This window comes from Pseudomonas sp. MPR-R2A5 (genome assembly GCF_058793055.1).
This window is the reverse complement of the sequence record NZ_JBXAFK010000017.1, coordinates 66,133-80,072: the sequence shown is the minus strand read 5'-3', so window position 1 is coordinate 80,072 and position 13,940 is coordinate 66,133. Positions and strand designations below refer to the sequence as shown.

8 protein-coding genes are annotated in these 13,940 nt (G+C 57.8%); 6 read left to right on the top strand and 2 right to left on the bottom strand.

The annotated features are described in order from the left end of the window. Nucleotides 1-207: 207 nt before the first annotated feature. Nucleotides 208-708, bottom strand: a complete 501-nt coding sequence (gene tpx, locus AC1Q6I_RS14325; RefSeq protein ID WP_024075153.1) for a thiol peroxidase — start codon at nucleotides 706-708, stop codon at nucleotides 208-210. 158 nt (nucleotides 709-866) lie between these two features. On the opposite strand from tpx, the gene AC1Q6I_RS14320 reads away from it, so the two are divergent. Then, on the top strand, nucleotides 867-2,156 hold the full coding sequence (locus AC1Q6I_RS14320; protein ID WP_024075152.1) for a glycosyltransferase: 1,290 nt from the start codon (nucleotides 867-869) through the stop codon (nucleotides 2,154-2,156). Between the two features lie 85 nt (nucleotides 2,157-2,241). Here AC1Q6I_RS14320 and AC1Q6I_RS14315 read toward each other — a convergent pair whose 3' ends face one another. Then, entirely contained in the window at nucleotides 2,242-2,754 is a 513-nt protein-coding gene (locus tag AC1Q6I_RS14315; protein ID WP_041161187.1) for a GNAT family N-acetyltransferase, read from the bottom strand. A gap of 245 nt (nucleotides 2,755-2,999) precedes the next feature. Between AC1Q6I_RS14315 and AC1Q6I_RS14310 the strand changes: the two genes are divergently transcribed. The 5 genes from AC1Q6I_RS14310 (at nucleotide 3,000) to AC1Q6I_RS14290 (ending at nucleotide 13,911) form a co-directional block, all read left to right on the top strand. Beyond that, nucleotides 3,000-3,905, top strand: coding sequence for an AraC family transcriptional regulator (locus tag AC1Q6I_RS14310; RefSeq protein ID WP_024075150.1), 906 nt, complete (start codon nucleotides 3,000-3,002; stop codon nucleotides 3,903-3,905). 167 nt (nucleotides 3,906-4,072) lie between these two features. Next, nucleotides 4,073-10,477, top strand: coding sequence for a hypothetical protein (locus AC1Q6I_RS14305; protein ID WP_146015758.1), 6,405 nt, complete (start codon nucleotides 4,073-4,075; stop codon nucleotides 10,475-10,477). Nucleotides 10,478-10,761: 284 nt separating this feature from the next. Continuing rightward, nucleotides 10,762-12,045 carry an ABC transporter substrate-binding protein gene (locus AC1Q6I_RS14300; RefSeq protein WP_168233115.1) on the top strand — a complete coding sequence of 428 codons (1,284 nt, stop codon included), beginning with the start codon at nucleotides 10,762-10,764 and terminating at the stop codon, nucleotides 12,043-12,045. A 134-nt stretch (nucleotides 12,046-12,179) separates the two neighbouring features. Then, nucleotides 12,180-13,070, top strand: coding sequence for a carbohydrate ABC transporter permease (locus AC1Q6I_RS14295; protein WP_024075147.1), 891 nt, complete (start codon nucleotides 12,180-12,182; stop codon nucleotides 13,068-13,070). A gap of 10 nt (nucleotides 13,071-13,080) precedes the next feature. Beyond that, the gene (locus AC1Q6I_RS14290; RefSeq protein WP_005788583.1) at nucleotides 13,081-13,911 is read left to right on the top strand and encodes a carbohydrate ABC transporter permease; all 831 of its coding nucleotides are present in this window, start codon (nucleotides 13,081-13,083) and stop codon (nucleotides 13,909-13,911) included. Nucleotides 13,912-13,940: the final 29 nt, after the last annotated feature.

Below are 13,940 nucleotides of genomic sequence, written 5' to 3'. Positions count from 1 at the left end.
GAGGCTGAAAGATAAGCACTGGGGCGCGTTAAGAAAAGCGCCTTTACCGGCTATTTACCTTGGGCTTACATCTTTTAACTTTTGAGCTTAGTCCGCCGGCTATTTCCCTAAGCATCTGACGTGCAAATAAAAACGGCCTGGACTAGGCCAGGCCGCAATTATGTGCCGCGCGTGTTACTGCGTAACGACAGTAATGCGCCGAAACAGTTACTTCAAAACAGCCAGGGCTGCTTCGTAGTTTGGCTCCTGGCCGATTTCAGGGACCAATTCGCTGTGCAGCACAGTGTCGTTTTCATCCAACACGACGACGGCACGGGCGGTCAGGGCCCGGAGGGGGCCGTCAGCAATCGAAACGCCGTAGTCAACGGCGAAATCAGCGTTGCGGAAGTCCGACAGGTTCTGCACGTTGTCCAGGCCTTCGGTGCCGCAAAAACGCTTCTGGGCAAACGGCAGGTCGGAGGAGATGCACAGCACGACAGTGTTGTTCAGCTCGTTGGCCTGGGCGTTGAACTTGCGTACCGAGGTGGCGCAGGTCGGGGTGTCGACGCTTGGGAAGATGTTCAGCACTTTGCGTTTGCCGGCGAAGGTGGCCAGGGTCGCATCCGACAGATCGCCGGCGGTCAGGGTGAAGTCTGGCGCCTTGGAGCCGGTTTGCGGCAGTTCGCCTTCAACTTGGACGGGGTTACCACGAAGGGTGACTTGAGCCATGGACGGAATCCTTATGCTGGGTTTGATTAAACGAATTCGAGAGGCGGAAGTTAACCACAAAGTACTGTGGCTACCTACCGCCAGACACAAATTGTCATGTCTCGCGGTTGTGGTTTAATTGCGCGCTTTGCGCCTGCCCTCCAAGGAAACCGTTGTTAATGAATCAGCCCGCCACCAAAGTCCTGGTCATTGGTTATGTCTGGCCGGAGCCACGCTCCTCGGCAGCGGGCGGGCATATGATGCAGATCCTCGAGACTTTTCTTACGCAAGGTTGGGATATAACCTTCAGCAGCCCCGCAGCGCTGGGCGAGCACAAAGCCGACCTGGCTGCGCTGGGCATCGCCGAATGCGCGATTGAGCTCAATAACAGCAGCTTCGACGATTTTATTTGCGAATTGGCCCCGGACATCGTGCTGTTCGACCGTTTCATGATGGAAGAACAGTTTGGTTGGCGCGTGGAGAAGTGCTGCCCCCACGCCCTGCGCGTGCTGGAGACCTCCGACCTGCAAAGCCTGCGCGACGCGCGCCACCAGCGCCTCAGGGACCACCTCAAGGCCCATCCCGACGGCGAAGACTTCAGTGCACTGTTTACCCCGGCGCTGAAACAGGAATTCCAGTTGATGGCCGACACCGACCTGGCCAAGCGTGAAATCGCGGCGATTTACCGCTGCGATATCAGCCTGATGATTTCCGACGTGGAAATCCGCCTGCTCATCGAACAGTTCAAGGTGCCCGCCGCCCTGCTCCACTGGTGCCCGTTGATGATGCAGCCACCGACCGCAGCCTTCGCGCCCTTTGAAGACCGCGCGCACTTCCTCAGTATCGGTAACTTCCGTCACGCGCCGAACTGGGATGCGGTGTTGTGGATGAAAAACAGCGTGTGGCCGCTGATCCGCCAGCAACTGCCGGGCGCCCAACTGCATATCTACGGGGCCTACACCCCGCCCAAGGCCACCGCCCTGCACAACGCGGCCCAGGGGTTTCATGTGATGAACTGGGCCGAAGATGCGTTGCAGGTGATGAGTGCCGCACGTATCTGCCTGGCCCCCCTGCGCTTTGGCGCCGGGATCAAGGGCAAGCTGGCGGATGCGATGCTGTGTGGCACGCCGAATGTCACCACACCGATCGGCGCCGAAGCGATGGGCGACGATCAGCCCTGGCCCGGCGCGATCGAGCAGAACGCCCCGGCCCTGGCCGCCGCCGCCGTGGCCCTTTATCAGGACCGCGAGCGTTGGACCCAGGCCCAGGAACAGGGGCGCCAGCTCCTGGCCCGGCGCTATGACCAGGCCCTCCACGGACCGGCCTTGGTGGCATGCCTGGAGCAATGCCGCCGCAACCTTGCGGCCCATCGCCGCGACAACTTTACCGGCAGCATGCTGCGCCATCACGCGCATAAAAGTACGCAGTACATGTCCCAGTGGATCGAGGCGAAGAACCGCAACCTCTAGGGAATCGAGCAGCGCAAAGAACATGAACATCGTGACTCTGACTTGCCGCCGCTGCGCGGCAAGTTGAATCGGGCATCCCTGCCCCCTAACGCGCCCAGACGTACCTCACCTCCTCCAGGGACACCCCGCCACGGACGAGCGTGCGACGGCTGCCAAGCTCCTCCTGCCCTCCGAGCCCTTGATAGAAGCGCACAGCCCTTTCGTTTTCAGCTAAAACCCATAAGGTAACAAGCTTGTAACCCTGATCAACCAAACGCTTTAAACCTGACGCCCATAATTGGGCGCCTATACCCTTGCCCCAGTATTCTGCCAAGACGTAGATAGCCATGACCTCTCCCGCTTCGGCGCCAGACTTATCTTCATCACGGCAAGGCCCCACTGAAATCCAACCAATAACGTTCCCATCCACCTCTGAAACTAAAACGTCAGACTCTTTGCTTTCAATTGCATGAGCCCAATAAGCTTCCCTCTTAGGCAACGTTGCAGTAAGCGAGGACAAAAAATCAGCCGGCATCAGACTGAGATAAGCGTGTTGCCAGCTACTGACATGAACATTGGCGATGCTCTTCGCGTCCTTGGGTAGTGCATCACGAATCATAACCACACCCTCACTCGTGCTCTGTTTCACATAAAAATCTTCTTTGATCCCAGCGGCCATGCCGCTCTCGATCAGCACAACGGCTGCCTGCAAACGCTTTTGTTAATATCACAGCCCAGTTAAATATATTAAGTAGCCAATCACCAAAAACGGCATTCAGAGATGCTCCGATCAACTTGCCGCTGGCAGCGACAACACACAAGGGGGCATTATTCGAATCGCAACCACAATAAAGCGACGGCAGCATGACCCGAGCAACGCGAATCACCGACCCTTCCTACGAGCTGATGGACGATCACAACGGCCTGTCCATCATCTATCGCCAGCATGGTTTCCCCTGCCCGTTGGTACGCTGGCACTTCCATAAGGAGTACGAGCTGCACTTGATTATCGCCAGCTCCGGCAAAGTGTTCATCGGCGACTACATCGGCAATTTCTACCCGGAAAGCCTGTTCCTCACCGGCCCTAACCTGCCCCACAACTGGATCAGCCAGGTGGAGGAAGACGAGGTGGTGCCCAAGCGCGACATGTTGGTGAACTTCACCGATGAACTGTTTGAGAACGGCAGCCCTATTTTCGCCGAACTCAAGACCCTGGCACCGCTGCTGGAACGGGCGCAGTCCGGCATCGAGTTTCGTTGCAAAAAAACCATCGCCCAGGCCATGACCCTGATGCAACGCATTGAGGACGCCCAAGGCATGGCGCGCCTGGGGCACTTCTTTATCCTGCTGGACGTGCTGAGCGCGTGCGAGGACTACCAGTTGTTGTCCGGCGTGACCACGCCGCAACTGGCCGATGAGCACAGCATCGACCGCACCAACCGCGCGGTGGACTACATCTTTGCCCACTACGCGCGGGAGTTGCCGCTGGAGGAAGTGGCGGAACACCTGGGCATGAAGCCGACGTATTTTTCCCGGGTGTTCAAGCAGGCCACCGGTCGCACGTTTATCGAGTTCGTCAATCGCTTGCGTATCAGCAAGTCCTGCGAGTTACTGGCCGATGGCGATAAAGCCGTCACGGATGTGTGTTTCGAATCCGGCTTCAATAACATCTCCAACTTCAATCGACGCTTCCAACAGCTCAAGGGCATGACCCCCTCCCACTACCGTCGCCTGGCGGTGCAGCGGCTCACCGAACAAAACCTGGCTTGAGCTCTTTGCGCATCGACAAACGATTACACAGCAATCCCTTGAAGTAATCCCTCCACACCCTGTCACTGGAACTGGACCAAGCCCCTGGCCACTTAGCGAAGACATCGCTCCTCTTTCACTCGATGGGTGATGCCTTGTCTATCAACGCAAAGGTAAAAGGGCTACTCATGATCAACGTTCAGCGGTTACCTGCTCCCGCCACCATCACCGGCTCAAACGACATGAGCGCCGCCGCAAAACCTGCGTACTCAATGGCCTCGCAAGTCATCCCGCTGTTTAATAATCAGATGAACAGCCACCAGGCTCTCCTCGCGCCCGTGCAGGCCGGCGATATACCGCCACACGCCCGGCAGCGCATCGTGCACCTGCTCAGCTACGCGATGACAGAAGAACGACCGAGCCTGGCCGCGCAGATCAGCCAGTTGATAAACAACAGCCGTCCGCCCCTCACAGGCGAAATACTGCACGATGAAGTCGAGCGACACCTGAACCAGCCCAGCGCACTGAATCCGCAGAAAACCTACGCCCAGCTCATTCACGACATACTCCAAACCCCATCGCAACCCGCCTCGCTCCCTTCCCCTGTGGTGTCACGAGCACGTCGGGAACTGCAGAACCCAGATCCCGCGCAACACACCGACAACACCTCAACCACTCAGTTCGCCAATGCCCTGGTTGAAGACGGCGACCGGCAATTGTCGATCAATTTCGCCAATCATTTGATCCGCCGATGGGTCGATGCAACCCGAAGCTCCGGCTTTGGAGAGGAAAAGATTGCCGTCCCGCCCGGTTCAACATTCGGCCTGGCCTGGAACGCGTTGGCTGACGCGCTCGACGCGCAACCGTTCAAGACCTTTGCCCAAGCCAAGGGTATTGATGTTTCCAGCCTGGTCATCAACACCAACGGAGACCTGAGCGGGTTACAGAACAAGCAAACCGTCAGCTTTTCTTTGGCGCAAGATCCCGATTGGGCCGCCGCTTCATCGGCCGTTTTAGCCGCGGCCAAAAAACTGGGCGGGGACATCCGTTTCCACGACCGCGGGCATGCACCCGCGGAGGATGTCGCGGCCTTTTATTTAGTGCGCAAAAGCCGCTTCAACAGTGACGACCGATTATTCACGATCGACCAATTGCTCAAAGAGCAAAACTTCAGTTCGATCAGTAACACCGACAGTTACTACGCGGCGCAATTCGCCCCGGTTCAGCAGCGCCAAAGAGAGGCCAAGCAACAGGTTGCGGAGCTGCCCACGCCACAGTTGAACCGGCTGCTGGCAGGCTTCATACCCGTGTCGGTGCCGGCGATACAAAAGGTCAAGGACGCCGATCAGGCCCTGGCCCGCCTGTGCAGCCAGGCACTGGGGCAGGCGTTTGCGTACACGATAGACGAACTGCCCGAGTACTCGACCTTTAACCTGGCCCGCAATAACCTCAAGGACGCACTGAACAGCAGCGCCTTTACCACGTTTGTACGCGCGAACAACCTTGACCTGTCGAGCATCCAAATCAACTCGGACGACGGGACCTTGAAGGGTAAAGTCAAGGGTGTCGACACCACCTTCCCTGTCAACGCCATTTCAGATTGGGCCTCTGTCTGGCAAGACGTGGAACCCGCGGTAAAGCAGATGGCGACAGGCTCGGGCGACTACGTTGATTACCCCGGTGCGAACCCTGTAACGCTGCCGGAAGTACTGCGTTTCTACGGCGAAGAACCACTGCCACCCCATGGCTTCCCTCAGGATGGCTGGCAACAACGATCACGTGCAGCCAATCTGAGCAGAAGTGCGCAAATCATCCGAGACAACGGCTTCAAGGCGCTGGTCTCCCCCTCGGCTGACGATGCTCGCTCGCGTAGCGTGCGGGAGAAGCAGCAGGCAGTCGCCCTACCGCTCAGCGCAAAGACGCTGAACCTTTCGCCACTTGAAACCCTGGCGGTCGAGGTCAAGGCCCGCCTGCAGGAAAACGACAGCGCTACGCCCCTCGCGCCCCCCGCACACAGCCCGGACACGCCCGAAGACACCTTGGCCAGCACCGAAAGAGCACTGGCTGTCGCGGTGCATGGCGTAATGCTTGAGCTCAAGAGCGACTCGAGCCAAGCAGAGTCGAAAATGCTTGAATCGATCCCGGCCAACAGCCTGATCGGACAGTGGCGGGCTTACTTGGACAAGGCCCTGAAGGGACGTGGGTTTACCGAATGGGCCCAAAAACAGAACATCGACCTGACCTCCCTGCGCTTTGACCCCACGGACAACGCCTTGATCGGTAAGGTCAATGGCCTTGAGCAGCGCTTTACCGCCACTGACTTCGCGCAAAAGTACCCTGAGCATTTCGATGTGCTTGCACCGGTATTGAACGCTGCGGCCGCATTCAGCCCCCCTGGAAAAACCATCGCGCTGAACCAGCCCGACAACAGCATGCCCTTCGAATGGGTGGGCAGTTTTTATGGCATCAGCAACGACTACAGCAGCCAGGCGTTCGCACGACACACGGAGCTGATGGGCCGCACGCAGCAATTTCCAACACCGGTTGAAAACCCGCAGAAAGTCGTGAACTGGCTGAACCGCCAGAGAACCGCACTGGGCAACAGTAACGATCGATATGCGCTGATCCATCAGCTCAAACACGGGAATGTCGATAACGACCAGACCACGGGCTTCACGGTGGACCCGGACTCCTCCCACCAGCCCAAGGGCACCACGACCGTCCAGGCGTTTCTTTCGGACCAAGGCTGGTACGGCGCCATATCGGCCGCACAGGTCGATAACTTGTTGCGGGCCTTGCAGACCGAAATTCCGCAGGCGCCGTCCTTTGGCAATCTATGGGGTTTCCTGTCCACAGACATACCGTTGAGTACTGAGCAGCGTGTGGCGGTAACCGAGTTCGTGAAAAAGTCCATTGGCAGCCATGGTTCCCTGGCCGGTTTCTTGAGTGCCAGTGTCCCGAACCTGAGCAGCGACCCTGACCAAGCGCGAGAACAGCTGCTTTCCAGTGACACCGCCCTCGAGTTTGCCACCCGCCTGCAAACCGAGATGAAAAGCGCTGAAACCTCTACCAGCCTGAAGCAATGGCTATTGACTGCGCTGGTGCTGGAGCTTGCCCCCACGGCCGGCACCCAGCGCAATAGCGTGGCGGGTTTCGACCTCATGGCCTCTGGGAACTGGGGGCATGGCACCGACACCATTGTCGAGCAGTTCAAGCAACACTTGATTGACACCAAGCAGGTCCCGGCCAGCCTCGCACCGGCCATGGCTAAGGTGTTGTTAGCGGGGGCAGCACCGCACCTGCTGGTAAAAGACGTGCCGCAGACCCTCACCCTGGGTTCCCCCGAGTGGGTCGGCTTTAACACAGCCGTCAACCGGATCGAACGGATCGCCGCGGGCGCTACCGCGAGCATGACCTTCCAGAAAGTCATGGAGCTCCACAAGATCAATCCTATTTCACCGTCTGAAACCCAGTTGCAGGCCATTGCCCAACTGAACCCGATAATTGATTGGGCAATCATCAATAATCACCTGGTAAAAAATGACAGCGACCAATACAGCCTCGAACAGCTGAACGACAGCCAAGAAAAACTCAACGCACAGATCAACGAGACCTCGCAAGCCAAGCGTTATCTGCGAACCTTCACGCCGCCGAGCAGAAGGGCCATGGCCCTGGCGGCATTGAGAGAAACGTTTGGCTCAGCCATCGACTTTGAGAGCCCGGTCCTATGGGAAAAGGTGGCTGGCGGGCTCTTTTCCGGAATTAACGCGAGCATCGTCGAGGTCTATGAGGCGGGCCGTCTGGGTGAAAGCTGGAGTACCTACAAAACAGCCCTGAACGTTGACGACCTGCGCAACAGAGCCCACGAGTTGCCGGACATCAACGCGCAATTCGACAAAGCCATCCAGGAAGACTTTACCCCGCGCAGGCTCAATACGATTTCCCTGTTCAAAGACATGCTCAGCAAGCTGCCTTTTGACGAGCGCAATAGCCTCCAATTCGGCACATTGGACTTTTTGAAGGTGGAAGGCGTCGGCAACGGCGTGGTGATAACGTCCGACCACAAGGGCGTAAGAAGGTATTTCGCGGTCTATCCGGCAACCGGGCAAATCGTCAAGATTCCAAACATCAATCCTTCAACGAAACAGGGCCACACAGTTGAACTTGGCATTGATGTGGACGCGTTAAAAAACGGCACCGCCCCCAAACCAGGTGCCACCGCCAACGTTGCACTGACGGCCATTAAACCCTTCATCCAGGTGGTGCCTGACGACACCGATAAGAACCCCTTGTTGCGTGAAATCACGTTCGACGAGGAGAGCCCCAGCCAGGAATCATCTCCCCCCTACAGCAACAGAAGAATGGAGGCCGTGGCCACGGCGTTGACTGACGCGGTGTACCTGCACAAAAGTGATTTCATCAGCTTCCACCGAGGATTTAACAATCCCGTTGAGAACGGCGTAGAACCCAGTGACTTCTTCAAGGGCATTTTACGTGCCCTGCCTGGCGGCTCCAGCCTGGAAGACCTTTACCACGGTGAATTTGTAAAAGCCGCAGGTGACCTGGCTGTTGATGTCGCCCTCTACGCAGCCACTGAAGGTGCCGGGAAATTGTGGCGCGTCGCTAAATCCGGCGCGGCGTGGGCGGCGGCCAAAACCTCTGCCAAGTTCATTGGAAAGTTTGGCGCTGAAGGCGCCGAAAGCATCGCACTCAAGGACATGACCGCCGCCAACACCTCGGCATCCCTCAGCGCACTCGCCCGCATGCAGGGCAGCCACCTTGCCGAGGCCTCGGCCGGGATGTCTGGCAGAGCGGCCAACCTGGCCGATGGCGCAGTGACGCGAACCGGCACCGCAGAACAACAGATCAAGGCGACTGCGCTATTCCAGGATGGCCAATGGCATGCCTACGACCCCAAAACCCTGTCAGCCTACGGGCCAGCACTATCAGATTTCCGCTCGGACACATCCATCGTACTGAAGCGCGAGACTTCGCCTGACGGCGAAAGCATCTTGATACCTGAAGCGCTCCTTTCAGAAAACCCACAGGTGATTAACAGAGCGACCCACACCGACCTGAGGGTTGGGGACAGGGTGTATCGCTTTGACCCCAAGAAACCTGATGTCATTACCGATCTTGAATCAGCGGATCATTTCAACACCCCACAAGACATGGAAGCCTTTTGCCCGGCAGGGCCAAGAGTCAAACGTGGGACAAATGATCTGTGTTTTTCAAACATCGTCTCGGACTTCAGCGGTAACACCGCCAAGTTGGTTCAAGCCCTTGAACACAAACGTCTCTACCCTTCACCCGCTATCGCCGGAAAAAGCCCAACGATCGTTTTTGAACGCCGTTTATTCGACGTAGTAGAACAAGACGGTGTCCATTCCCTGACGCCACGAACATTGCAACTACCTGTCGATTATCTACCAGTGACACGCGGCACAATCATCAAGGACCCGCACTTTGGTTTTCCCGGAACCAGCACCCTGGCGAACCTTGAGCAAAATACGCGAATTGTCAAACTCGGCCCGATCAGCAGCCTGAGCAACGACCAGCGCGAGCTGCGTGGAACGATTTCCCTGCTGGCAACGCAGTCGGGAGGACCCAAGCGTTACCTCACTGTAGAAGCGGATCCTCTAACGTTTTACTACAGCGAATTTGATGCAACCTCGACGGTGCTCAACTTCAAAAAAATCGGCCAACAGGCATCGGCTTTTGAAAACGTGCTGATCAAGGCACACACTGCGGAAACCGAAAACTTGCTCAAACTGACTGGCGCGCCCTTGAATAAAGCGTTCGTCGCGTTACCCACCCTGGACTCGGCTTTCGCAAAACTCGAAGCCGCCGGCTATACACACGCCGAAGCCACAAAACTGAGAACGACTATTGCGACGTTCAGCGCGGAGAAAAAACGCGAATTTGTCTATCAACTCATCAATAGGCTGAAAAACGCCAACGACACGGTCGTGCTCAAAGCGACGAGCATCGAACCATTAACCAAAGCGGAGAATTTTGCGAACCTGCCTGTCGAGGAGCAAAACCGGTTTTATGCCGAAAACGCAAAAAAAACCGTGGACTCACATTTCAACGCCACAGCCATCGGCTCCGCTAACAAGCACACGCCCAACGACCTTAATGATCGGTACCGAGAAGACGTCGCCAATACCATCATCTCTTGGATGCGCGACAACCATCGGCCGGCGGTTGAATCCAGTCTGAAGTTCGGCGCTGGAAACTGTCACGAAATGGCTGAATCGGCAGCTCAAATCATCAAAAAAAGCGGAGGTACAGCACAAGCGTGGTATGTCGAGGGTGGGGACCATGTGTTTACGGTAGTCGGAGGCCCCCCTTCAGCAGGCAAAAGCACCGTCAATTTTTCACAGGCCGAATGGAAAGATGCCTGGATCGTAGACCCTTGGGCCGACATTTCATGCAAGGCGTCCGAGTACACCGGGCGGCTGAGGAAAAAGATGTCCGAGTGGCACGCAAACGGTCTGAAAATCTACACCAACAAAGGTTGGCGTAACCCAACGTACCCACAATGGATCTACGAGCTGACCACGCTCCAAAAACGCCCGCTGCGAGCGTGACCTCTTAATGCCCAGTACCTGGCACTGTTGCGCAATGCGCAGTGCCAGGACTCCGTAAAAGTGTCCGGCTCAACGGCCAGGCCGAGATCGAGTGCAAAAAAGTATCAGTCCCAGTGTTCCCAAGGATTTGTCACCACCCCGTTTGAGGGCTGTAATCAACGCACACTCTTCCTGGCTCCTTGCGGGAAGACACAACAACAATAACTGTCCTTCTGTAGCCCCTGGGCGCAGAAATGGAGTGCGCGATGAAGTTCCCAGCAAAAGCACTGCTTGTCTCCACTTGCATGACTACCTGCATGACCCTCAGCGCCGTCAGCCTCGGCGCGCAAACCCTGACCATTGCCACCGTCAACAACAGCGACATGATCCGCATGCAAAAGCTCTCGAAAACCTTCGAGACCGCGCACCCGGAGATCAAGCTGAATTGGGTCGTGCTGGAAGAAAACGTGTTGCGCCAACGCCTGACCACCGACATCGCCACCCAAGGCGGGCAGTTCGATGTATTGACCATTGGCATGTACGAAGCTGCACTGTGGGGCGCCAAGGGTTGGCTGGAACCGATGAAAGACCTTCCGGCCTCCTACAACCTGGACGATGTGTTCCCTTCCGTGCGTGACGGGTTGTCCGTCAAGGGCTCGCTGTATGCCCTGCCGTTCTATGCCGAAAGTTCGATCACCTATTACCGCACCGACCTGTTCAAAAATGCCGGGCTGAGCATGCCTGAGCATCCGACCTGGACCCAGATCGGCGAATACGCGGCCAAACTCACCGACAAGAGCAAAGAGCAATACGGCCTGTGCCTGCGCGGCAAAGCCGGCTGGGGCGAGAACATGGCGCTGATCACCACGCTGGCCAACGGTTACGGCGCGCGCTGGTTCGATGAGAAGTGGCAGCCGGAATTCAATGGCCCTGAGTGGAAGGAGGCGCTGACCTTCTACGTCGACAACATGAAAAAATCCGGCCCTCCGGGTGCTTCCAGCAACGGTTTCAACGAAAACCTGGCGCTGTTCAACAGCGGCAAGTGTGCAATCTGGGTCGACGCCAGCGTCGCCGGCTCGTTCGTGACCGACAAGACCCAAAGCAAAGTGGCCGATCATGTGGGCTTCACCTTTGCCCCGCACGAAAAAACCGACAAAGGCACCTCATGGCTGTACTCCTGGTCCTTGGCCATCCCGACCAGTTCCAAGGCCAAGGACGCCGCCAAGACCTTCACCACCTGGGCGACTTCCGAGGAATACAGCCAACTGGTGGCCAAGACCGACGGCATCGCCAACGTACCGCCAGGTACCCGCAAGTCGACCTACAGCGACGAGTACATGAAGGCCGCGCCGTTCGCCAAGGTGACCCTGGAGTCGCTGAAAGTCGCCGACCCGACCAAGCCGACCCTCAAGCCGGTGCCGTATATCGGTATCCAACTGGTGACCATTCCTGAGTTCCAGGCGATCGGTACCCAGGTCGGCAAGTTCTTCTCGGGCGCGTTGACCGGCCAGCAAACGGTCGATGCCGCACTGACCGCCGCGCAGACCACCACCGAGCGTGAAATGAAGCGGGCCGGTTACCCCAAGTAACCCCCGATCCTGTAGGAGCGAGCTTGCTCGCGAAAAAGGTACATCCGACGCCGCAATGCGCCTGAAATACCTTCGCGAGCAAGCTCGCTCCTACAGGGGTTTTGCGCCCCCGTCTCTAATCGGTCCTGATCACCATGAATACACCCACCAAAAACCGCCTGGCCAACCCCGGCTGGTTTCTCGTCAGCCCCTCGGTGGCCTTGCTGCTGCTGTGGATGATCGTGCCGCTGGGCATGACCCTGTACTTTTCGCTGATCCGCTACAACCTGCTCTACCCTGGCGAAAACCAGTTCGTGGGGCTGGAAAACTTCACTTACTTCATCACCGACTCGGGCTTCCTGCCCGGCGCTACCAATACGTTGTTGCTGGTAGGCAGCGTGCTGCTGATCAGCGTGGTGTTCGGCGTGCTGATCAGTGCCCTGCTGGAGGCCAGTGAGTTCCTGGGGCGTGGCATTGTCCGGGTGCTGCTGATTTCGCCGTTTTTCATCATGCCCACCGTCGGTGCGCTGATCTGGAAGAACCTGATTTTCCACCCGGTGTCGGGGATTCTCGCGGCCGTGTGGAAGTTCTTCGGCGCCGAGCCGGTGGACTGGCTGGCGCACTATCCGCTGCTGTCGATCATCATCATTGTGTCGTGGCAATGGCTGCCCTTCGCGATCCTGCTGCTGATGACCGCCATGCAGTCCCTCGACCAGGAACAAAAGGAAGCGGCGCGCCTGGACGGGGCCGGCGCCATCGCGATCTTCTGGCACCTGACCCTGCCCCACCTGGCCCGCCCGATTGCGGTGGTGGTGATGATCGAGACCATCTTCCTGCTTTCGGTATTCGCCGAAATCTTCACCACCACCAACGGTGGGCCCGGCTACGCCTCGACCAACCTCGCCTACCTGATCTACAACCAGGCGCTGGTGCAGTTCGACGTCGGCATGGCCTCGGCCGGCGGCTTGATTGCCGTGGTCATCGCCAATATCGCGGCGATCATCCTGGTGCGGATGATCGGCAAAAACCTGACTGACAAGCCTTGAGGGCCGCGCCATGACACTCCAACAATCCCGCCGCCTGCAAAGCCTGTTGCTCGGCACCCTGGCCTGGGCCATCGCGATCCTGATTTTCTTCCCGATCTTCTGGATGGTGCTGACCAGCTTCAAGACCGAAATCGACGCGTTCGCCACGCCGCCGCAGTTCATCTTCACGCCGACGCTGGAGAACTACCTGCACATCAACGAACGCAGCAACTACTTCGCCTACGCCTGGAACTCAGTGGTGATCTCATTCAGCGCCACGGCCCTGTGCCTGCTGATCTCGGTACCGGCCGCCTACTCCATGGCGTTCTATGAAACCCAGCGCACCAAAGGCACCCTGCTGTGGATGCTGTCGACCAAAATGCTGCCCCCGGTAGGCGTACTGATGCCGATCTACCTGCTGGCCAAGAGCTTTGGCCTGTTGGATACGCGCATCGCGCTGATCATCATCTACACCCTGATCAACCTGCCGATCGTGGTGTGGATGGTTTACACCTACTTCAAGGACATCCCGAAAGACATCCTCGAAGCCGCCCGCCTCGATGGCGCCACCCTGTGGCAGGAAATGGTGCGGGTGCTGCTGCCGATCGCCAAGGGCGGGCTGGCCTCCACCGTGCTGCTGTCGCTGATCCTGTGCTGGAACGAGGCGTTCTGGTCGTTGAACCTGACCTCGTCGAGTGCCGCGCCGCTGACCGCGCTGATTGCCTCCTACTCCAGCCCCGAAGGCTTGTTCTGGGCCAAATTGTCTGCCGTGTCGACCCTGGCCTGTGCGCCGATCCTGATCTTCGGCTGGATCAGCCAGAAACAGCTGGTGCGCGGCCTGTCCTTCGGCGCCGTGAAATAACGGTTTCCATAAAAATTAAAAGAGGAGGC

What these genes read in the sequence shown, in the direction of transcription:
- tpx (WP_024075153.1), bottom strand. Translation starts at nt 708, where the DNA reads ATGGCTCAAGTCACCCTTCGTGGTAACCCCGTCCAAGTTGAAGGCGAA.
- AC1Q6I_RS14320 (WP_024075152.1), top strand. Translation starts at nt 867, where the DNA reads ATGAATCAGCCCGCCACCAAAGTCCTGGTCATTGGTTATGTCTGGCCG.
- AC1Q6I_RS14315 (WP_041161187.1), bottom strand. Translation starts at nt 2,754, where the DNA reads ATGATTCGTGATGCACTACCCAAGGACGCGAAGAGCATCGCCAATGTT.
- AC1Q6I_RS14310 (WP_024075150.1), top strand. Translation starts at nt 3,000, where the DNA reads ATGACCCGAGCAACGCGAATCACCGACCCTTCCTACGAGCTGATGGAC.
- AC1Q6I_RS14305 (WP_146015758.1), top strand. Translation starts at nt 4,073, where the DNA reads ATGATCAACGTTCAGCGGTTACCTGCTCCCGCCACCATCACCGGCTCA.
- AC1Q6I_RS14300 (WP_168233115.1), top strand. Translation starts at nt 10,762, where the DNA reads ATGACTACCTGCATGACCCTCAGCGCCGTCAGCCTCGGCGCGCAAACC.
- AC1Q6I_RS14295 (WP_024075147.1), top strand. Translation starts at nt 12,180, where the DNA reads ATGAATACACCCACCAAAAACCGCCTGGCCAACCCCGGCTGGTTTCTC.
- AC1Q6I_RS14290 (WP_005788583.1), top strand. Translation starts at nt 13,081, where the DNA reads ATGACACTCCAACAATCCCGCCGCCTGCAAAGCCTGTTGCTCGGCACC.